This is a genomic window from Pseudoalteromonas holothuriae, from assembly GCF_945859825.1.
GTDB classification, from domain to species: Bacteria; Pseudomonadota; Gammaproteobacteria; order Enterobacterales; family Alteromonadaceae; genus Pseudoalteromonas; species Pseudoalteromonas holothuriae.
In genome coordinates this window covers 158,932-179,737 of sequence record NZ_CAMAPC010000002.1, presented here as the reverse complement: position 1 = coordinate 179,737, position 20,806 = coordinate 158,932, and the positions used below count along the sequence as shown (strand labels likewise).

Below are 20,806 nucleotides of genomic sequence, written 5' to 3'. Positions count from 1 at the left end.
CGTTGTTGATGTAAGTTTTTATTTGGTTTTAAGTATGTTAACGCTACTATGACATAAAAAATATAAAGGAATACTTGTGTTGTTGGCGTTAAAGAACAAACTTAATACATTTGGATCAACATTAGGGCCGGGTATTTTAATGGCTACCGCCGCAATTGGCGGATCTCACCTGGTTGCTGCTACGCAAGCTGGTGCGATATTTGGTTGGCAGTTGTTATGGCTTATCGTCGCGGTTAACTTACTTAAATACCCCTTTTTTCGATTTGCCGTTCAATACACTCTACTGAGCAAACAAAGCTTAGTTGCAGGGTATAAACAACAAGGTATCAGCGTATTTGCAACTTTTTTACTGCTCAATATCATTGCGGCAATTGTAAATACTGCAGGAGTTTTATTACTCACAGCCAGCTTACTGCATTATGCCCTACCTTGGAAAGTCGATATTACCGTGCTGTGCTTTGCAATATTAGCACTATGCTTAAGCATTTTATTGTTCGGGCATTACAAAATGCTAGACCGTGCTAGCAAGTGGATAATGGCAACACTTACCTTCTCAACTGTGGCGGCTCTTTGTATTGCCATTGCACAAGGCGCTGCAAACCCACCACCAATAAACCCACCTGAGCCATTCCAACTGGCTATGTTAGGGTTTTTAGTCATCTTGATGGGCTGGATGCCTGCGCCGATAGAAATATCTGCGATTAATTCTTTATGGCTCAAGGCCAAAGCTCGCACATCTGCGCTTAGCCTTAAACAAGGTTTGTTTGACTTCAACTTAGGCTATGGACTGACTGTTGTGCTTGCTGTGGTATTCTTTTCTCTTGGCGTACTCATTCAATATGGCAGTAACACAAAAATAGAGCTGGCGGGAATTGCTTTTAGTCAACAGCTTATCAGCATGTATACACATACCATCGGACCATGGTCTCACTCTTTAGTTGCTGCCATTGCCTTTTTATGCATGTTTGGCACTACGCTAACCGTGCTGGATGGGTATGCGCGAACGCTCAATGAATCTTTGCGATTAACACTAAAATCAATGCCCAAATATACTTTGTCAGCCCTGATATTATTACAGGCTATCATGGGAATGAGTGTGGTATTGTTTTTTAAAGCTAATTTAAAAGAGATGTTAACCTTTGCTATGACATTAGCATTTGTTACAACCCCAATTTTTGCTTGGTTTAATTATAGATTAATGCAGGTAATAAACGCACAACCACAAGGTTTTATAAAGGTATTAAGCTGGCTTGGCCTAACCTACCTGTTTGGTTTTACTCTGCTGTTTTTGTATTGGCGGTTTTAAAAATGAGGTGTTGTGAATATTATACCAATTGTACTAAATAAATTACCAAGATATTGAACAGGTAAATGACTTAGTAACCAGACAAAAATTTCAGTATGTAATTATTCTACATAAGTAATTTTTAACGCAGTTAATGAGTCATTTAGCTCGCTAGAATGATCTACAATTGGTATAACTTCCCTGTAACGGGAATAAGCACAGTTTCAAAGTTCTAGTCAATTAAGCCTTTAATGCTTTTACCTGCTCCCAAATTTCCACAACATGGGCTTTATCATCTTCATTAAGCTCACCACTTCGATAAGCTTTTACTAAACTTTTTTCAACATGCTCGTTGAGCTCTTGCGCGCTTATTTCTTCACCTGAAACTTGTGCGTAACCCACCGCTAAATCAAAGTGACCTCGTAAATAACCACCAGCAAATAGCTCGTCATCTGACGCTCGCTCAACTAAAGTATCGAAAAAATGCTGCGCAGCATCTATATATTCTTGAAATGACATAACTGTCTCCTAATTTAAATCTGGGTGGCCAAGTGCATACATAATATGATCGTTAAAGCCAGTCACCACATTAATGTAACCGCTTAGCGCCTTATCTAACTGCTCATCGCCTGTATCAGCAATTAGTGGGCGACCATTAAGTGCTTGCAGCTTAGTTTTGGTTGCAACCACAATAATATTTTCTTTACCGATTTTTTTTATCAGTTCAGGGCTCAGTTGCTGGTTGCCACGGCCAAATATATGCCCTTGACCACCAATTAACGTGATCACTAGTTTTGTCGGCACCTCGTTCAGGCGCGATAGTAGCTGCTGGGCAGTCATATCCTGCTCAAGCAACTCATGATCTTGGATCAAATCAACCCCCAATAAGGTATTCTCTAACCCTAGCTCTTCCATAATTGCAGCCACGGTTGAGCCAGAACCCATAATGTATTGGGTCTGCTCATCCATTTCACTGATAACGTAAGCAGCAATATCAGCAAGTACTAACTCATTCGTTTCTTTGCCGCCATTTTTTACACTTTGCACATAACGCAACTCACAAGGCACTTGCATTTCACCATAACGTTTAGCGCGCACAGTACCTTGGCGAAATGCCGCTTCATCAATATCCATGACGTCTGCATCAGATAACGTAACAAGCTCACCCGTCACCAGCATTTCAACTACTCGGCCCGCTGCTTTGGGCGTTATAGCATAAACACCAGAGTGAATTTTGCATCCAGCAGGTACTCCAAGCACTGGTATGCTGTCATCCACTGCCGCGCAAATATTACGAGCAGTACCATCTCCACCTGCAAATAAAATCATATCAACATTGTGTTCAAGCAGTTTTCTAGCGGCTGCTTCTGTGTCTTGTGCTCTTGTAGGTTGTGCGCTTTGATAAACAACTTGAGTATTAAACCCCAGTGCTTTGGCAGTATTTTCGCCCATTTCGCCATTCACTGTAAATACATCGATTTGGCTTTGATATGCTAATAATTGCTCAAGTGCTAATCTCGTTCTTGCATTGGCTTTGGGTGTTGCCCCAAGCGCAAGTGCTTGTTCTGCCGTTTGTTCCCCATCACTGCCTTTTAACGCCACACTGCCGCCCAGCCCTGCAACAGGGTTAATGATTAAACCAAGTTTAAACTGCATCTAAAGCTCCTTTGGACAATGCCAGATAAATTGCGTTTTTGATAACGGCCATGGGGTATTATAAAGCTCACTCAGCGCTCGTAATAACTGTGTAGTACGCTGATTAAAGCCATTTTCAAGTAACTGCATTAGTTGCTCATATACGCGCTTTTGAAAGTTAAATCGACAGGTCTGTTCGCCATTTAAATTATCAATAGATACATTAAAATCAAACCCTGCGGCAACACTTAACGCCCACTCAATGGCTTGAGGCTTCACCTCTACAGCTTCAAATTCATGTTGTTTGGCTTTATCTCGCCCGTCAGGGCAATACCAATAGCCATAGTCTTCAAGTGCGCGTCGTCTTTTACCTGCCACAAGCCAATGTGCTATTTCATGCAGCGCACTGGCATAAAAGCCATGAGCAAATACCACTTGATGATAAGCACAATCCGCGTTCGCAGGCTGGTATATAGGTTCATCATTTCCCTTTACAAGACGCGTGTTATGGTCCGCAAAGAATTGTTGATTAAAGATGTCAATAAGGTCACAAGTGTTGTGCATGAACTACAAACAGGCCATATGTTACTTAATGGCCGCAGATTGTACGTACTTTTGCCAAAGAAGTAAAAATGCGTTGTACTAATAGCGCATGTTCATAGCCTAGATAAAAAAACGCACCAAACGGTGCGCTCATTACAATGCAATTCTAAACACACTTTTTGCTTTATGGTGTCTCAGTTTGCTCAGCTTTTGGCGCTTCTTCCTTCGCTACTTCGCTTAGCTCAGCCTTAGGCGTGTCATAGAATTTAGCGCCTTTTTCCGCCATATTCATTAAACTCTCGGCTGGCGTAAATACGGGATTATCCGTCGCATACGTTGATAACTCAGAACATACTTTACTCATACCACGCTTATCCATATAACTGAATGGCCCGCCTAAGAACGGTGGGAAGCCAATGCCGAATATTGCGCCAATATCACCATCGCGAGCATTGGCAATAATGCCTTCATCTAAACAACGTGCCGCTTCGTTAAGCATTTGTGCTACACAACGACTGGCAATTTCTTGCTTATTCAAGCGCGGACTGGTGGTGATACCCAACAGCTCATACACTGACTCGTCCACTTTTTTACCCTTTTTCTCGTAAGAGTAAAAACCACGGCCAGTTTTACGACCTAGGCGCTTTGCATCAATTAAGCGGTCAAACGCATTCGGCGCTTTAAAACGCTCGCCCAGCTCTTTTTCTAGAATTGGCGCAATTTTAGAGCCAATATCAATCCCTACTTCATCCAACAAAGCCAATGGGCCTACTGGGAAGCCAAATTCAACCAGCGCTTGGTCAATTTTTTCAATTGGTTCACCGGCTAATAATAGGTTTGCAGCTTCGTTGACGTAAGGCGCTAAAATACGGTTAACATAAAAACCGGCTTTGTCTTTTACCACTATTGGTGTTTTACCTTGCTTACGCGCAAAGTTTACCGTACGTGCAATAGTTTGCTCTGACGTGCCATCATGTGGAATGATCTCTACCAACGGCATTTTTTCTACTGGTGAGAAATAATGCAAGCCAATGACATTTTCAGGACGTTTTGCTTGCTCAGCAATTTGTGCAATCGGTAACGAAGAGGTATTACTTGCAAAAATAGTGTTTTGTTGACAATTTTGCTCAATATCGGCCACCATGCTTTGCTTGAGTTTTAAATCTTCAAATACCGCTTCAATGACCATATCAACATGCTTAAAAGCTGAATAGTCTGTACAGCCTGTAATACGATTCATGGCTTGTTGCAGCTGTGCTTTACTCATGATACGACGCTTTTCACGCTTTGATAAAATCTTGTAGCTGTAGTTCATGGCATTATTAACGCCTTGATGCGCAACATCTTTAATACGCACTAACGCACCCGCTTTTACGGCACTCACATGCGCAATACCCGCGCCCATTAATCCACCGCCCAGTACTGCGGTGCGTTCAATGGCTGCAACATCATCATTTTTGTACTCTTTTTTCATTTGCGTGGTGGCAAAGAAAATACCACGTAGTGCTTTTGATACGTCTGTCATCACCAAATCAGCAAAGCCTTCGGCTTCCGTTTTATAAGCTTTAAGCTCATCTAGCTCTACTGACGCGCGCACCGCTTTAATAATGTTAAGTGGCGCTGGATAGTGACCACCCGTTTTCTTAAGCACATTATCTTGTGCTTTTTTAAAAATAATATTGCGACCAAACGGGTTTGATTCTAGTAACTGACTGATTCTATCCAAACGTGGCTTGCTGACTTTCGCCTTGCCTTTGGTTGCCATCTCTGCAGCTACGCGCTCTAGAATACTGTGTGGCACACAATCATTTACAAGCCCTGTTTTTTTAGCTTGCTTTGCTCGTATCTGTTTGCCAGTAAGCATCCATTCTAATGCTTTTTGAATGCCCACCAGCTTTGGTAAGCGTTGCGTACCGCCACCGCCGGGTAATAAACCAAGCTGAACTTCTGGTAGGCCAAGTTTAGTAATATCGCTATCTGTACAAACACGATAATCACACGCAAGTGCAAATTCTAAACCGCCACCTAACGCCGCACCATGAATAGCAGCCACCGTTGGATAAGGCTGCTTTTTCAATGTAAAGAATGCCTGATGGCATAGCTCAGATATCGCTAATGCGTCTTCACGCGTTTTTGCATCATCTAACATTTTAATATCAGCACCTGCGATAAAGTTATCGCTTTTGCCGCTGATAAACACCATACCTGTAATATTGTCGTCATGGCCTTGTTTGAGTACTGCCAACAAATCATCAGAAAAACTATCACGCAGGGTATTCATTTTTTCACCCGGCACATCGATAGTTACAATAGCCACTCTTCTTTCGTTCAATTCATAACTAAATACTGACATTACGCGCTCTCCAATACAAAGGCCGCACCTAAACCGCCCGCCGCACAGGCAGTTGTTAGCGCTAAGCCGCCGCCACGGCGTTTTAACTCATGCAAGCTTTGCGTAATTAAACGCGCGCCTGTTGCTGCAAATGGGTGTCCATATGCTAATGAGCCGCCATTAACGTTAAATTTATCCATATCAATTTCGCCGACTGCTTTCGATCGGCCTAGTTTTTCTTGAGCAAACTTATCTGAGCCAAACATCTTCATATTGGCCAGTGCTTGTGCTGCAAATGCTTCATGCATTTCAATTAAATCTAAATCTTGTAAAGTAATACCCGCTCTATCTAATGCGATTGGCGTAGAATGCGCTGGCCCCATAAGCATATCTTCATGCACATCAATGGCTGAAAATGCAAAGCTGCGTACATAACCTAAAATGTCATATCCTAATGCTTTAGCTTTACTTTCGCTCATCATTAGCACTGCAGCGGCACCATCCGTTAACGGCGTAGCATTAGCAGCTGTGACTGAGCCATGTGCCCTATCAAACACGGGCTTCAACTTCGCATACCCTTCTAGTGAAGAATTGGTACGTATGTTGTTGTCTTGCTCAATAAATGATTTATAAGGAGGCACATGCGCCGTCATCACTTCTTCATTTAATAAGCCATCAGCCCACGCTTTAGCAGCTAAAGAGTGCGAACGATGCGCCATGGCATCTTGATCTGCTCGACTAATGCCATGAGTTTTTGCCATTTGCTCGGCGGTTTGACCCATTGATAACCCTGTTGAGTACTCAGCTACAGCTGGTGGTACTGGCATTAAATCTTTAAGGCGTAATTTGGAGAATATTTTTAACCGCTGGCCCAGTGTGCGAGCTTTGGTTAAATCAACCAAGCTACCTGCGAGCTTTTTACTCACACCAATTGGCAATACTGATGAAGAATCAGCGCCACCAGCAATACCGACCGTTGCCGAGCCTGCGATGATAGACTCAGCAACGTTAGCGATGGCTTGAAAACTCGTTGCACAAGCCCGTGATACCGAATAAGCATCCACAGATGCTGGCATACCGGTTCCTAATACAATTTCACGCGCAATATTTGGTGCCTCAGGCATTTGTACCACTTGACCAAAAACGAGTTGGTCTATTTCTTTTTTATCGAAATTCAAACGCTCAAGCATTTCATTCACAACCAGCTTACCTAAATCCAGTGCTGGTACATGATGAAACGCCGTCGCTTGCTTTGCGAAAGGAGTTCGTAAGCCGCTTACAATCGCGATACGGTCGCCTTTTGTTGTTTTTAGAATGTTTTGCTCAGACATTAATATGCTCTCCCGCTGACAGGTCTGACCTGTTAAATTTTACCTGATTCTAAACAACCGCTTCCATAATGCCAATAGTTAAATCAAAATTGGTTACAAAAGAAGCAAACCATACTTACCCTAGTCTTTTTTTTATACAGTAGCAAAAGTTATTGAAAAAACTGGGGAACTATTCAAAAAACTAATGTCTAATATGACGCTAAAATGTCAATCTAGACTTGAGATCAGACAAAGAATCCATATAACTTAGAGCAAAATTTTGTCACAACAAGGACAAAGCAATGGCAGTAAATGAATTTTCACAATTAAAACGCTATCTAGATACACAAATTATTGGTCAACCGGCTCTCACTCAGGCTTTACTTATTGCTATATTAGCTGATGGCCACTTGCTAGTAGAAGGCCCACCGGGTCTTGCCAAAACTCGTGCAGTCAATGCACTGGCCAAAGGCATCGAAGGCAGCTTTCAACGGGTACAATTCACGCCTGACCTGCTCCCTGCAGATGTAACGGGTACTGACATTTATCGTCAGCAAACCAGTGAATTTGTGTTTGAAAAAGGCCCTTTGTTTCATAATCTGATTTTAGCAGACGAAATAAACCGCGCCCCGGCTAAAGTGCAGTCTGCATTATTAGAAGCCATGGCAGAGCGACAAATTACGGTCGGTAAAAACACTTATCCCCTGTCTGATTTATTTATGGTTATGGCAACACAAAACCCACTCGAGCAAGAAGGGACTTACCCATTACCTGAAGCGCAACTTGACCGCTTTTTGCTACACCTTAATATCGACTACCCGCAAGCAGAAAACGAACTGGCTATTTTACGCTTAACCCGAGGTGAAGCCCTTGAACAAGAAGTGGTGAGCTTTAAACCGATTAGCCAAAACACTTTATTTGCTGCACGTAAGAGTGTGCTCTCACTGCATCTTGCTGAACCACTTGAGCAATACCTCGTGCAATTAATTATTGCGACCCGCGAGGCAACCAAGCTTGATGATACACTTGCATCATGGATTGAGTTTGGCGCAAGCCCAAGGGCCACAATTGCACTTGATAAATGTGCGCGTGCCCACGCATGGCTGCACGAACGTGAGTTCGTCACCCCTGAAGACATACAAGCCGTTATTCATGATGTGTTGCGTCATCGTATTATTCTGAGCTACGAGGCACAAGCCGATGGCATCAGCAAAGATGATGTAGTCAGTCGTATTGTAGAATTAGTACCAGTGCCATAATGATGCAATCGACCCAGTTATCAACCCAAGCATGGTTAGAGCAGTGCCATAGCAATGGCGCACAATTGGGCTTAAAAGAGTTACTTTATTACAAGCCCAAAGCCAGCTTGCTGTCGCTAAAACCTCGCTCGCGTGTTAAAAGCGCGCAAGCAGGGCAATATTTAGCGCCGCATAAAGGCCGAGGTATGGAATTTGCCGAGGTACGGCAATATCAATATGGTGATGATATACGCGCCATCGATTGGCGCGTTACCGCACGTACTGGCGAAGCACATACCAAGCTCTATCAAGAAGAAAAAGAACGCCCAGTATTTGTTTTTACTGATTTATCAAATAGCATGCTGTTTGGCAGTAAGTTATTGCTAAAGTCAGTGCAAGCAGCCCACTTAAGTGCATTAGTTGCATGGTCTGCTTGTCAGCGTGGTGATAGACTCGGTGGTATTGTGTTTAACGAACACGGTCATCATGAACTAAAACCCACAGCGCGCGACAAAGGTGTATTAGCTCTGTGTCATCAGCTATGCGATATTCATCAGCAAGCCTTGCTCAATAAAGATCAAAGCCTAGATGAACAACTAGTAGAAAACCGTTTTGCTGATAACCTAAAACGCTTAACGCATTTAGCCAAGCCCGGCAGCTTAGTTTATGTGATCTCTGACTTCACGCACTTAAGTGACGCCAGTTTTAAGCAATTAGAGCGCCTTGCGCGTCATTGCGAAATTATTGGCTGCCAAGTGAGTGACCCATTCGAGCATGCGTTACCTGCCTATCGAGAAGCCATAACTGTTGAGGCGGGCGATAGTGCTTGGACTTTACCGTTAATGGATAAACAGTTTCGGGCCAAATTTGCTCAGCAGGCTGCGACTGCTTTTTCAAAGCGTTTAGCACGATTAAAACGCGCAGGTATGACAATGCAATCATTTAGTGCGGCAATTCCCTTAGAAACACAGCTTACGAGGTAAGAGTAGTAGTTATGCAAGCTTCGCCATTAGATGCATTACAAGACGTTATGCCACCAAGTGAGGTATCATGGTGGCCTTTATCAATCGCCATGTGGGGCGTAATATTACTGTCTTTGATTATTGTGATAACCCTGTTTGTTTGGCGCTTCAAAGCGTGGCGTTTTAAACGTGCAAAGCGAGAAGCCATCAAACATAGTATCGCCCATCAAAATGATGCCCAGCAGTTACATATTTTACTAAAACGACTGACCAAACATTATTATGGCACGCGTGCAGTCGCTAGCTCTAACCAGCTATGGGCTAGCCGCTTAACCCAGCTATGTGGGCAAACATTTAATGCGCAAGAACTAGATAGTTTATACAGCCCCAAGCCCAACAATGAGCTAGCTCATAAGCTACATGTCGCAATTAAGCACTTTAAATTAAAAGAGGCCATCAATGTTTGAGTTTAGTTGGCCTTGGGCCTTTTTGCTGCTGCCGCTGCCTTGGCTCATTGCCAAAATAAAACCCGTGCAACACAGCGCGTCGGCACGTTTGCGTATGCCTAGTTTTGCCAGCCTTGCTGCACTTGCCCCAAAAGCGGTGCAACAAAATCGAACAGTTCACTGGCTAGAAGGATTAATTTGGCTACTGTTAGTCATCGCTGCTGCCAACCCAAAATGGTTAGACGACCCAGTTGCCTTACCGAATGAGGGTCGCGACATAATGTTAGCTGTTGACCTTTCAGGTTCAATGACTGAACAAGATATGGAATATCAAGGCCGCTTGATTGACAGACTATCAGTAGTAAAAGCCGTATTGAGTGAATTTATTGAACAGCGTCAAGGCGACCGCTTAGGACTTATTTTATTTGGCGATACAGCCTTTTTGCAAACTCCGCTAACACGTGACTTAAATACGGTAAGCCAAATGCTCAGCGAAGCACAGATTGGCTTAGTCGGTCGAGCCACTGCCATCGGTGATGCACTGGGGTTATCAGTCAAACGTTTTAGCCAAAAACAACAAAGTAACCGTATTTTAATTTTACTCACTGATGGGCAAAATACAGCCGGTAATCTTGACCCTGAAGATGCCCTGCTACTTGCTAAGGATGAGGGTATTAAAGTATATACCGTCGGAGTTGGGTCGGATGGCCGAAGCGGCTTTAGCCTGTTTGGAATGGGTGGCGTAGGCGGTGGGAGTAGCATTGATGAAACAACACTAAAACACATCGCAGAGCAAACTGGTGGATTGTACTTTCGAGCCAAAGACGTGGCAGGTTTGCAGCAAATTTATCAAGAACTTGATGCATTAGAACCCATTTCTGATGATGCGCAAACATTTCGCCCACAGCTGGCGTTATTTTATTGGCCGCTATTGTGCGTGCTAGCACTAATAACACTCACAATTTTATTAAAAGTCCTACGTGGCTTAAAACAGGAGAATTAGCATGGAATTTATGTTTATTCGCCCCGAATTATTGTGGCTACTTGTGCCTTGGTTGGTGATTTCATCGGCACAGTTTTTAAAGCGTGCAAAGCATACACGTAGTGAGTTAATTGCCCCCCATTTAGCCAGTGTGATGCTCAGTGAAGGTAAATCACAACGTAAACAGCACAGCCCACTACTCATCAGTTTATTTTTATTATTGGGTATTCTTTGTATAGCAGGACCAAGTTTTGAAAAGCAGCAAGTGCCTGTTTATCAAACAAAGCAAGCCCGCGTGCTGTTAATGGACATGTCGTATTCAATGTACTCAACCGACATTACACCAAATCGCTTAACCCAAGGGCGCTTTAAAGCGCTAGATATGATTGAGTTATTTAAAGAAGGTGAAACCGCTCTTGTGGCCTATGCTGGCGATGCTTTTACCGTATCGCCATTGACCAGTGATGCTGCCACCTTAGCAAACCTACTGCCAAGCTTGAGCCCTGAGATCATGCCAAGTAAAGGCTCAAATGTGCTTGCAGGTATTAGCGAGTCAGTGACATTACTCAAACAAGCAGGATACACACAAGGCGATATTATTTTAATAACCGATGGGCTAGACCAAGCTGATGTTGATGATATTAATGCTGAACTCAAAGGCAAAAATTACACTTTGAGTATTTATGGCGTTGGTACTGAGCAAGGCGCGCCTATCGCGCTACCTGAAGGCGGATTTTTGAAAGACCGCTCTGGGCAAATCGTAGTACCCAAAATTAATTTTGCTCGCTTAGATGGCCTAGTAAAAAGACACCGTGGTCAGCTTGTTCGCTACAGCCCAAGTGGCAAAGATATCGCCGCTTTCACGCCCAATTTAAACACTCAGAATGCGCTTGAACTTAACGAGTCGAAACAAAGTGAGGCCCTTTGGCGCATAGACGCAGGCCAATATGGCTTACTGATTTTACTGCCGTTGGCATTGGTATTAATGCGTCGTGCAGGCCTAACCTTAGTGGCTGTTATTTTTGTTATGCAACCGACAGATCAAGCCATAGCTGCAGATTGGCAAAGCTGGTTTAAAAATACCAACCAAAACGCGCTGGGTGCATACCAAAGCGAAGACTTTTCGCAAGCTGCCCAAGCCAATAATGCAACACTCAAAGGAGCTGCGCTTTATAAGCAAGGTGATTATGAGCAAGCAGCTGAAGTTTTAAAAAATACCACCTCAGCAGTTGGCCAATACAACTATGGTAATGCCTTAGCGCAACAAGGCAACCTAGAAGAAGCGATAGCCGCTTACGATAAAGCATTAGCTATGAGCCCTGATATGGACCAAGCTGCACAAAACAAAGCACTCATTGAACAGCTTAGGCAACAACAAGATGAGCAAAAGCAACAAGGTGACCAACAGCAGCAAGGCGACCAACAGCAGCAAGGCGACCAACAGCAGCAAGGTGACCAACAGCAACAAGGAGACCAACAGCAGCAAGGTGACCAACAGCAACAAGGTGACCAACAGCAACAAGGTGACCAAAATAACCAGCCTGAGATGCAAAATGAGCAGCAAGGCGAACAAAGTAAGCAAACAGATGCAAAACAATCATCACAAGATAAAGATGCACAAGCTGTAAAAGAGGCAATGCAACAAGCTCAACAGCAGGCACAACAAACTGATGAGCAAGCGCAAGCGGCTTCCGTATCAGCTAAGCCTCTAACTCCACAAGAGAAAGAAAAAGCACAGCAACTTAACCAATTACTTAGAAAAGTACCCGATGATCCCGCTATTTTGTTACGCAATAAAATGCAATTAAAAGCACAACAACGCGCACAACAACGCCGTCCACAAGGAGTTGAAAAATCATGGTAATACGTTTGTTTGTTTCCGTATTCCTTTTATTACTAATAAACCCAGTTATGGCTTTTGATAACTTAACTGCCAGTGTTAATAAAAACCCTGTATTGGTCGGAGAGTACTTTACTTTAACCATTACTGCCGATGGCAAAGTGTCAGGCGAGCAACCTGATACCAGTGCACTTACCCAGCAATTTGTCACAGGCCCAATCAATGTTGGTTCTCGTACCAGCATCATAAATGGCAGTATGAGCAGCGAAACGACTTGGCAAATGCAAGTGCTGGCACGCAAAGCCGGTACTTTTACTATTCCTGCATTTAACGTTGCTGGCAAACGCTCAACGCCAATTGAACTCACAGTGGTCCCACGCAGCGAAGATGCACAAGATCAAAAAGATATTTTTGTTAAAGCACAGCTTAGTCCAAGTACCCTGTATGTTCAGCAAGCAGGTTTATACACTGTGAAGCTATATATAGGCAAAGACCTATTAGACGGGCAACTCACCGCACCAGAAATAAACGATGCGCAAGTAACCCAAATGGGTAAACAAAAAGAAGATTACGAGGTTGTAGATGGTCGTCGTTATATGGTCATCACTCGTGAATATTTACTACAACCGCAAAAAAGTGGCTCGTTTACCATCGCTCCACCTGTATTTAACGGCCAAGTACGTGAAAACTACCGCCGTATGGCTGTATCAGCCATCGCAGATGATATTAATCTTGAAGTTAAGCCTATACCTAACGATTACCAAGGTACTTGGCTGCCCAGTGAACTTGTTAACCTTAGCGAAGAGTGGCAACCAGCTGATGAGCAAGTCACTGTAGGCACCCCAATTACACGCACCATCACGTTAACCGCGCTGGGTGTAACCCAAGAACAATTACCTGATATAACGCTTGAGCAAATAATAGGCATTCGCAGTTACCCAGATGAAAGCGATAGAAACCAACTCACAAGAGATGGGCGAGTAATTTCACAACTGGTGTCATCTCATGCATTAGTGCCGCAAACACCTGGCACCTACACCTTACCTGAGGTGAAAATTCCGTGGTTTAACACAGTAATTAATAAGGTGAACTACGCCACCTTAGCAGAGCGCACCATTACCGTCGTTGCTGACCCTAATCAACCATTGACATCGCTACCCATTCAAGCGCAAGTAACACCGCAGCAAAATGTAGAGCAGCCACTAGCCAATATGCTAACACCACCAATAGCACAACCTAAAACCGGTTTAGATTGGTTATTAATGGGTTCAGGATATGTGCTTTGGTTGCTCACCTTAGCTATTTGGCTAATACGCAAGCCAAAAACTGCGAAGTCAAATACTCAAGTGGCCCCTCTGCCCACTACAAACAACGTGTTAGCTAAGTTAAAAGTAGCACTGGGGCAACAAGATGCACAGAGCTTTTACCAAGCATTACGCGCGCTTGCAAGTCAGGAGTCTCCCACTTTAGGGCTTGATGCATGGGTTGCTCAATTTAACGAACCTGAACTTAGTAGTGAGATTGCTAAACTACAGGCATCGCTCTATAGTAATAGCAATCAATCTGCTGATTTATCTAAGATATATCAAATTTTGACTCAGGCTATAAAAAACCAAGCCACAGGCAATAACACACATCTAGCTCAGCTATACTGAGCTAGATAAAAATTATTTTATATCGTGGTGTAATAAAATCACCAACCATAAGGTCTTACTAGCATGACCACAAAACAAAAACGCTACGAAGCTTTGGTGCAGGTTTATCATGGTGAGCTTTACCGCTTTGCCTACTGGCTATGCCAAGACCCAAGCATTGCTGAAGATCTAGTCCAAGAAACATTTTTACGGGCTTGGCGTTCGCTTGATTCATTACAAGATGACAAAGCTGCCAAACCTTGGTTACTAACAATTGTACGCCGAGAGAATGCACGACGATTTGAGAGAAAACAGTTTGATTATGCCGATGTAGAAAACGATACACTCATTGACAACACCACAGCAAGTTTAGATGAATCGATGGAGCAAACAGTCATACAAAGGCAAATTAGCAAACTCTCAGTTGAATACCGCGAGCCTCTGCTTTTACAAGTTGTGATGGGCTGCTCGGGGGAGGAAATTGCAGACATTTTAGAATTAAACAAGAACACCGTAATGACCCGATTATATCGGGCTCGCAATCAACTAAAAGATGCGTTAACCGAACACCAAGAACCATTAAAAGGGGCACAAAACTGATGAATGATCTTGAATTTCGTCGCCGCCTTTTTGCAGACCCCAACGATAAGGAAGTTGCGATAGAGGCTGCAAATAATGCAGAGCAACAAGCCTTGTTAAACGAGCTACAAGCGTTTGACACACAGCTAGAAAAGGCACTCGACGTAAAAGTACCCGACGGCTTAGCCGAGCGTATTTTAGCCAACCAACAAGCCGATGACGCACAGAATGTGGTTGTTAAAAAAGGCTGGTTTAAACGTTATAAAACGCCATTTGCTACAGCGGCAAGTGCGACATTTGCGCTAAGCTTATATTTTATGAGCGCTACACAAGCGCCCTTACTCGCTGGTGAGCACGCGCTGGCACATGTTCATCACGAGCAAGCTGCATTTGCCAGTAATGCTAAAATTACTCTGCAAACGGTAAATGATAAACTTTCATTATTTGGCGCGAAGCTTGACGCTTTGCCTGGTGATATCACCTATGCCACTTTTTGTAATTTTAAAGGGCAAAAAAGTTTGCACTTGGTATTTCAATCTGAACATGGCCCGATGACTGTATTTATTGTGCCACTGTCTGGTAAAAATAGCCTAGGAAGTGACGGTAAATTTAAAGATGATCGTTACAATGGCATTATTGAACAAGATAGCAATGCAGCCACTGTGTTAGTTGCAGATTTAGGCTCTCCCGTTGAGCAATATCAAAAAAACGTTGCCAGTGCACTTCGCTGGCTGTAGGCATGTAAAAAAAGCGGTACGTTAGTGCAGTGCCGCTCGTCCTTCTTAAACTCTGTTCGAGCCTATTTTTATTTAACTCATTCAATGATTTGATTACAATTACCCAAGTTTTAGTTCTATAGGATAGTTATGAAAAATTTTATTGTATTTTTTTCACTGATCTCGTTGTTGTTTGTTAGTAGCTTTGATGTTGAAGCAAGAAAAAAGTTTGGTAGTAAAAAGTCTGGTAAAACCCATCAAACCAGCACCACTCAACAAAAAGCGCAAACCGATACCAAGACCCTTAACGGCGAAAAAGCGGCCAAACCTAAGTCGAGTAAAAAAGGCATGATGGCTGGTATTTTCGGTGGATTACTCGCTGGCGGTTTAATTGCCGCTATGCTGGGCGGTGACTTTGAAGGGTTTCAACTTTTAGAGATGTTGCTGCTTGCAGGTGCTGCATTTTTAATCTTTAAGCTGGTTAAAAGTATGCTGCTCAAGCGTCAGCACCCACAAATGGCCGCAAGTCCACATGCAAGTCCAACTCAGTTTAACCAGCCACAGCAATTTCAATCACAATCCTCAGCAACAAGCGGCTTTGCCCAACCAGAATCGGTGCCCTTTAACTTACCAAAAGACTTTGATACAAATGGCTTTTTACAAGGCGCACGTCAGCACTATCACACACTTCAAGAAGCTTGGAACAATAAAGACTTTGCCACCATGGCTGAGTACCTAAGCCCAGAGTTAGTTGAAGAATTCAAACTAGAGCGAGCAACAAAAGGTGAAGTGGCTACCGAAGTGATGTTTGTGGATGCTGAGCTTGTTCGTGCTGATACAAAAGCACAGGTGTGGGAAGTCAGTATTCAGTTTAAAGGTAAATATCGCGATTTAGGTGATAAGCAAGAAGAACCAATAAACGAAATTTGGCACTTAGAGCGTCAAACTGAGGGCAACGCACCTTGGCTAATTGTGGGGATTGAAGATTTAGCCAACGACTAAAAGCCTCACTTTCATTCACTAATACCCGCCGCTGATACTAAGTGTTAGCGGCTTTTTTGTGATAATAATTTCTATATCAAAAATATACTGTCACTTTCACTTATCCAGAGCTGGGATTCTCACGACTTGCCTGCGTGTTTCAATGCGCTAGTTACGCTTATTTATGATCTACTGCGCTTGAGAGTTACCTAATAAACACCTATAAAGTAAGAGGGCTCTATTTTAAGAGTCAACATTAGAGGTGTTCAATGCTCAAAAGCTTGCCATTTTCCATTTTGTTCTTCTGCCCTTTTTTAGTGTGGTGTGGTGAAAGCGATGACATATTTTCACTGAGCCTAGAAGAGCTGGTCACCATTGAGATTGCGACTAAAAATAAACAAAGCATCTATTCATCACCTTCAACTGTTTACGTTATAACTCGTCAGACAATTAAACAGATGGGGATATCAAATTTACAAACATTACTAAACTTTGTACCTGGCTTTCAAAGCACGCGAGATATCGAACAAGGCACTGCCAATAGAATTTCAGCACGAGGACGAAGTACAGCATTGTCTGAGTCAGTATTAGTGCAGATCGATGGCAATAAAGTGAATGACTTATATACCGGTGGAATTTCTATTATCAATCGATTATTGGATCTTGGTAATGTTGATCATATCGAAATTATTCGCGGACCGGGTTCAGCTTTATATGGTAGCAATGCATTTTTAGGGGTTGTTAACATCATAACGACATCTATGCGTAATGAAGTAAGCATATCAATAAGTCACCCAGCAAAAATCTCTGCCAATTTAACTTATTCTCATCCGTTTTTAGATAACCAAACAACAGATGTATACCTATCCTTATTTAAAGATAAAGGACATAACTACCCGCTCACTGACATTTATGGGATAACGGATAATGTGCGCGACCCCATTAAAGGTATGGATGTCTATTTAAAACAAACTTTGGATGCATGGCTTTTTACTGGCCGTTATATGAATAGACAATTAAACGACTTTATCCCATTGGGTTCGATTGGAAATGATATCAATCAAGAGCAAACCCAACAGTGGTCAGTAGCCGCTGAGTACCATGGTACTTTGTTTAAAAACCTGACTTATGATGCGCAGCTTTCTCACAGTCAGAATAAGTGGGAAACGATAGCGCTACTTATTCCAAAAGGTGTAGAAATTAATCCGGGCTTTTCGCTCACATCAAATTTTATTGGTGGTCCATTTTTAAGTTCTCAAAACACCAAGTTTGCAACTAATTTTCGTTACCAGATAACCAATAGCCACCTACTGTCTACGGGTATTTCTTACGAACAAGCTAAAATCAATGACGTATATACTGCCACGACTCATGATTTATTTACATTAGAACCATACGAACAATCTGTTCGCTTGACAGGGGAGCAAAGCTTTAACGACAAAAAATCCCGAAATATCGCTAGCTTATATATTCAAGATCAACTATCAATTAATGAGCAGTGGGAGCTTACAGCCGGTTTGCGTTACGATAACTATAACGATTTTGGAAGCGCAACAAGCCCACGCTTGGCAGCTGTGTGGAAAGCAAAAGAAAAAAGCAGTGTTAAATTGATGTATGGAACGGCATTTAGAGCACCTAATTTTTTAGAATTATATGATCGAAATAACTATGTTGATTTTGGTAATATTAACCTTAATGCTGAAGAGGTAGAGACAGTTGAAGTCGCTTGGTTAAAAACTGCAGACAATTGGCATTTCGAGATAACCGCATTTAGAAATAAGTTTAAGCAACTTATTCTATTAGGTGCACCAGTAGAACACCCAGACAATCCTTTCTTTTCACCTTCGTTCACCAATATTGATGGTCAACAATCCAAAGGGTTCGAGACTGAGTTACAAGTTAAACTCACTCAACAACTGTCTATGAAAATACTATGGAATTGGTTTTCTGACAGCTCTGACATAGATGTTGCAAGGAATACCGGAGCAGTTATTTTTGATTATCACTATGACAATTGGCATATTAATTTTAATAGCTTTTATCGCGGCCAAAATAAAGCCGTAAAGAATCAACAAAGCTACATTGTTACTTCAGCCAATGCTTCATTGCAAGTATCTTCGCAATTAAAGCTCTCTATGTCTTTAGAAAATATGTTTAACCAACAATATCGCACACAGTCTATTATGTATGATCAGGGTATTGCCAATAGAGGCCGCACCGCTTCAATCAGTTTTGAATATCAGTTTTAAAAGCAACCGATTATAAGAGTAGCAATCAAAAACATGTATAAATACAGTTGGCTTTTACTCCTGCGACGTTTATTCTAGCCAACTTTATTAGCGACTTGCTCAAGGGCTTAGAAAGTGCATGAAAAATTTAATTTTACTAATCGCATCTATGTATTTTATGGGGTGCGCTGATCATGTGACGAGTACATATTCAACGTATAGTGCTGCAAAAAAACGGACTGTTTGAGAGAGGTTGGCTTCCAGATGTTTTACCCAAATCAACTACAAACATAGTAGCTGTTAATGATTTAGACAATAATACATCAGCGGGAAACTTTACTCTTGAGAAAACACATTTAAACAAGTTTTTAGCTCATGTAGAGCAAACAAACCTTATGAACCAGTATCGTTTCTCTGACAGTGACAACACTTGGTTATTCATTGTCAATGAAACAGGTTTAGTGCGATATCAGCTAGATAAATTATAGTGCTCGACTAAGTTATACTAATTACATTCAATAAATGGCTTAATAACAAGGCAAAAACCTCGGTATGTAGTTATTCTACATGAGTAATTTTTAACGCCGTTAATCAATCATTTAATTCGCTAGAGTGGTCAATATTTTAATAAAATGAGTATTAAACATTTCACTAGTAACGGAATATCATTATGCGCTGCAAACTACAGGGTGACTAGGATGAGTAAAAGCCTTTAAAGATGTTTTAGCTTGATGGAAGAAACGGTTGTAAAAAGCGTCTTAATGCCAAGAGCTTGTCCAAAAGAGCACACTTATAATTGAAGTGTATATAAAATGATAACTTGAAATACAAAAAATTATGCCAGCAGTCGCAACTACTGGCTTATCACTCTATTAATTTTGTGCGCGCTTGACCCTAATGTTACTTTTATCAACGCTAGAGCGGTCTAGCTTTTCGATAGCCGCTTTGGCTTCGTTATCATTAGACATTTCAACAAACGCAAAACCCTTTGATAAACCAGTCTCTTGATCTAAAACTAGATTGCATTCTGTTACGCTACCGTGAGCCGAAAATAAAACACGAATTTCGTGTTCAGTCGTTGTACGCGCTAGATTGCGGACTAAAAGTTTCATATTATTTTACCTAATGTTAGTTACAGTGTAAGTGTCTCAGTTATGGCCCAATAAACCAAGATAAATTGCGCGTTACACGTCAACAAAACAAGTCGCATGAATAAATTGTGCACACTTAAATTATTTAGCTTTAGTCAGTTCCTATGCGCGCTTTATGGAGCTGAATTAATAGGAGTTAAAAGTGTAGCTAAGAGGTATTCGCACGCTGAAACAGAAACTTATTATGTTTACCCAGAGTTTGCTGCGGCAGGTTTATGCTCAACGTCGCAAAGCTTAGCTAAGTTTGTTATCAATTTACTGGAAAAGTTCCGAAAAGATTTTTAATTTCTGATATACCGCTGACTTTTAACAATAAAGTCCATCATAGACAACAAAACTTACACTTTACCATTGGTTGCTTGTCTCAATAGCTGTTAGATATATCTGCTTGCGGCATTTACTTTGTTAATTATACAGTTTGATATTTTAAGCAATTAAGCGCTAAACACTCCCGAGGATTAAGTAAATAAAATATGATAAATAAAACAGCTAAATTAGAAAAAGTAGCAGCAATTTTAGTTTCACTAATGATTCTACTACAGGCCTTTTATGGTGTATTTGCATACTATGACCCTATTTTATTTGCAACTGTAAGGGGAACAGGGTTATTTGCCATCGCTGATGCTGATTGGATAGCAATATATGGCTCACGGACAATTTTTATCTCTTTAATTATTGGCTACCTTCTGTATTCAAAACACTATGTTGTTTTAATGTGGTGCGCCTTATTTGGCATCGTTATGCCACTTACCGATGGTTGGCTTGCCTATGAAGCTCAAGCACCAAATAAAGTGGTTTTAAAGCACATAGCTACTGTGTTGTATTTGTTAGTTACCTTTGCTGTTTTAAAAAAGCTGGCTGGCCTAAAAAACGTTTAAGGAATTTAGCTCAAGAATGTAAGTCTTACCACCTTATATGAACTGAAAACACACAAAGATAGGTAC

19 protein-coding genes are annotated in these 20,806 nt (G+C 41.9%); 13 read left to right on the top strand and 6 right to left on the bottom strand.

Annotated elements, in window-relative coordinates:
• The first annotated feature begins 70 nt into the window (after nt 1-70).
• Nucleotides 71-1,306: an NRAMP family divalent metal transporter gene (locus OCI93_RS03115; protein WP_410007613.1), complete on the top strand. Its 1,236-nt coding sequence runs from the start codon at nt 71-73 to the stop codon at nt 1,304-1,306.
• 219 nt (nt 1,307-1,525) lie between these two features.
• On the opposite strand, the gene OCI93_RS03110 is transcribed toward OCI93_RS03115, so the two are convergent.
• The 5 genes from OCI93_RS03110 to fadI form a co-directional block, all read right to left on the bottom strand.
• Entirely contained in the window at nt 1,526-1,804 is a 279-nt protein-coding gene (locus tag OCI93_RS03110; RefSeq protein WP_261625760.1) for a YfcL family protein, read from the bottom strand.
• A 9-nt stretch (nt 1,805-1,813) separates the two neighbouring features.
• Nucleotides 1,814-2,941, bottom strand: coding sequence for an ATP-NAD kinase family protein (locus tag OCI93_RS03105; RefSeq protein ID WP_261625759.1), 1,128 nt, complete (start codon nt 2,939-2,941; stop codon nt 1,814-1,816).
• On the bottom strand, nt 2,942-3,484 hold the full coding sequence (locus OCI93_RS03100; protein ID WP_261593341.1) for an elongation factor P hydroxylase: 543 nt from the start codon (nt 3,482-3,484) through the stop codon (nt 2,942-2,944).
• A 163-nt stretch (nt 3,485-3,647) separates the two neighbouring features.
• On the bottom strand, nt 3,648-5,816 hold the full coding sequence (gene fadJ, locus OCI93_RS03095; RefSeq protein WP_261593340.1) for a fatty acid oxidation complex subunit alpha FadJ: 2,169 nt from the start codon (nt 5,814-5,816) through the stop codon (nt 3,648-3,650).
• The gene (gene fadI / locus OCI93_RS03090; RefSeq protein ID WP_261593339.1) at nt 5,816-7,126 is read right to left on the bottom strand and encodes an acetyl-CoA C-acyltransferase FadI; all 1,311 of its coding nucleotides are present in this window, start codon (nt 7,124-7,126) and stop codon (nt 5,816-5,818) included. Before fadI ends, fadJ begins: the two co-directional genes overlap by 1 nt.
• 281 nt (nt 7,127-7,407) lie before the next feature.
• Here fadI and OCI93_RS03085 point away from each other — a divergent pair, with 281 nt between their 5' ends.
• From OCI93_RS03085 to OCI93_RS03035, 11 genes are all read left to right on the top strand, one after another.
• On the top strand, nt 7,408-8,364 hold the full coding sequence (locus tag OCI93_RS03085) for an AAA family ATPase (RefSeq protein WP_261625758.1): 957 nt from the start codon (nt 7,408-7,410) through the stop codon (nt 8,362-8,364).
• A gap of 2 nt (nt 8,365-8,366) precedes the next feature.
• Nucleotides 8,367-9,326, top strand: coding sequence for a DUF58 domain-containing protein (locus tag OCI93_RS03080; protein WP_261593421.1), 960 nt, complete (start codon nt 8,367-8,369; stop codon nt 9,324-9,326).
• A gap of 11 nt (nt 9,327-9,337) precedes the next feature.
• Nucleotides 9,338-9,772 carry a DUF4381 domain-containing protein gene (locus OCI93_RS03075; RefSeq protein WP_261625757.1) on the top strand — a complete coding sequence of 145 codons (435 nt, stop codon included), beginning with the start codon at nt 9,338-9,340 and terminating at the stop codon, nt 9,770-9,772.
• On the top strand, nt 9,765-10,754 hold the full coding sequence (locus tag OCI93_RS03070; protein WP_261593336.1) for a vWA domain-containing protein: 990 nt from the start codon (nt 9,765-9,767) through the stop codon (nt 10,752-10,754). Before OCI93_RS03075 ends, OCI93_RS03070 begins: the two co-directional genes overlap by 8 nt.
• 1 nt (nt 10,755) lies before the next feature.
• On the top strand, nt 10,756-12,597 hold the full coding sequence (locus OCI93_RS03065) for a VWA domain-containing protein (protein WP_261625756.1): 1,842 nt from the start codon (nt 10,756-10,758) through the stop codon (nt 12,595-12,597).
• Nucleotides 12,591-14,228: a BatD family protein gene (locus OCI93_RS03060; protein WP_261625755.1), complete on the top strand. Its 1,638-nt coding sequence runs from the start codon at nt 12,591-12,593 to the stop codon at nt 14,226-14,228. Before OCI93_RS03065 ends, OCI93_RS03060 begins: the two co-directional genes overlap by 7 nt.
• Nucleotides 14,229-14,291: 63 nt before the next feature.
• The gene (locus OCI93_RS03055) at nt 14,292-14,807 is read left to right on the top strand and encodes a sigma-70 family RNA polymerase sigma factor (RefSeq protein ID WP_261625754.1); all 516 of its coding nucleotides are present in this window, start codon (nt 14,292-14,294) and stop codon (nt 14,805-14,807) included.
• Nucleotides 14,807-15,523, top strand: a complete 717-nt coding sequence (locus OCI93_RS03050) for a DUF3379 domain-containing protein (protein ID WP_261593332.1) — start codon at nt 14,807-14,809, stop codon at nt 15,521-15,523. The genes OCI93_RS03055 and OCI93_RS03050 overlap by 1 nt, the downstream gene beginning before the upstream one ends.
• Before the next feature lie 129 nt (nt 15,524-15,652).
• Nucleotides 15,653-16,504 (top strand): Tim44 domain-containing protein, encoded by an 852-nt coding sequence (locus tag OCI93_RS03045; protein ID WP_261593331.1) that lies wholly within the window; start codon nt 15,653-15,655, stop codon nt 16,502-16,504.
• 248 nt (nt 16,505-16,752) lie between these two features.
• Nucleotides 16,753-18,732, top strand: coding sequence for a TonB-dependent receptor plug domain-containing protein (locus OCI93_RS03040; RefSeq protein ID WP_261625753.1), 1,980 nt, complete (start codon nt 16,753-16,755; stop codon nt 18,730-18,732).
• Between the two features lie 200 nt (nt 18,733-18,932).
• Complete coding sequence (locus OCI93_RS03035; protein WP_261625752.1) at nt 18,933-19,199, top strand: hypothetical protein; 267 nt, start codon at nt 18,933-18,935, stop codon at nt 19,197-19,199.
• Between the two features lie 384 nt (nt 19,200-19,583).
• Here the strand turns inward: OCI93_RS03035 and OCI93_RS03030 are convergent, their stop codons facing one another.
• Nucleotides 19,584-19,823 carry an RNA recognition motif domain-containing protein gene (locus OCI93_RS03030; protein WP_261593326.1) on the bottom strand — a complete coding sequence of 80 codons (240 nt, stop codon included), beginning with the start codon at nt 19,821-19,823 and terminating at the stop codon, nt 19,584-19,586.
• A gap of 512 nt (nt 19,824-20,335) precedes the next feature.
• Between OCI93_RS03030 and OCI93_RS03025 the strand changes: the two genes are divergently transcribed.
• Nucleotides 20,336-20,740 (top strand): DUF4267 domain-containing protein, encoded by a 405-nt coding sequence (locus tag OCI93_RS03025; RefSeq protein ID WP_261593325.1) that lies wholly within the window; start codon nt 20,336-20,338, stop codon nt 20,738-20,740.
• Nucleotides 20,741-20,806: the final 66 nt, after the last annotated feature.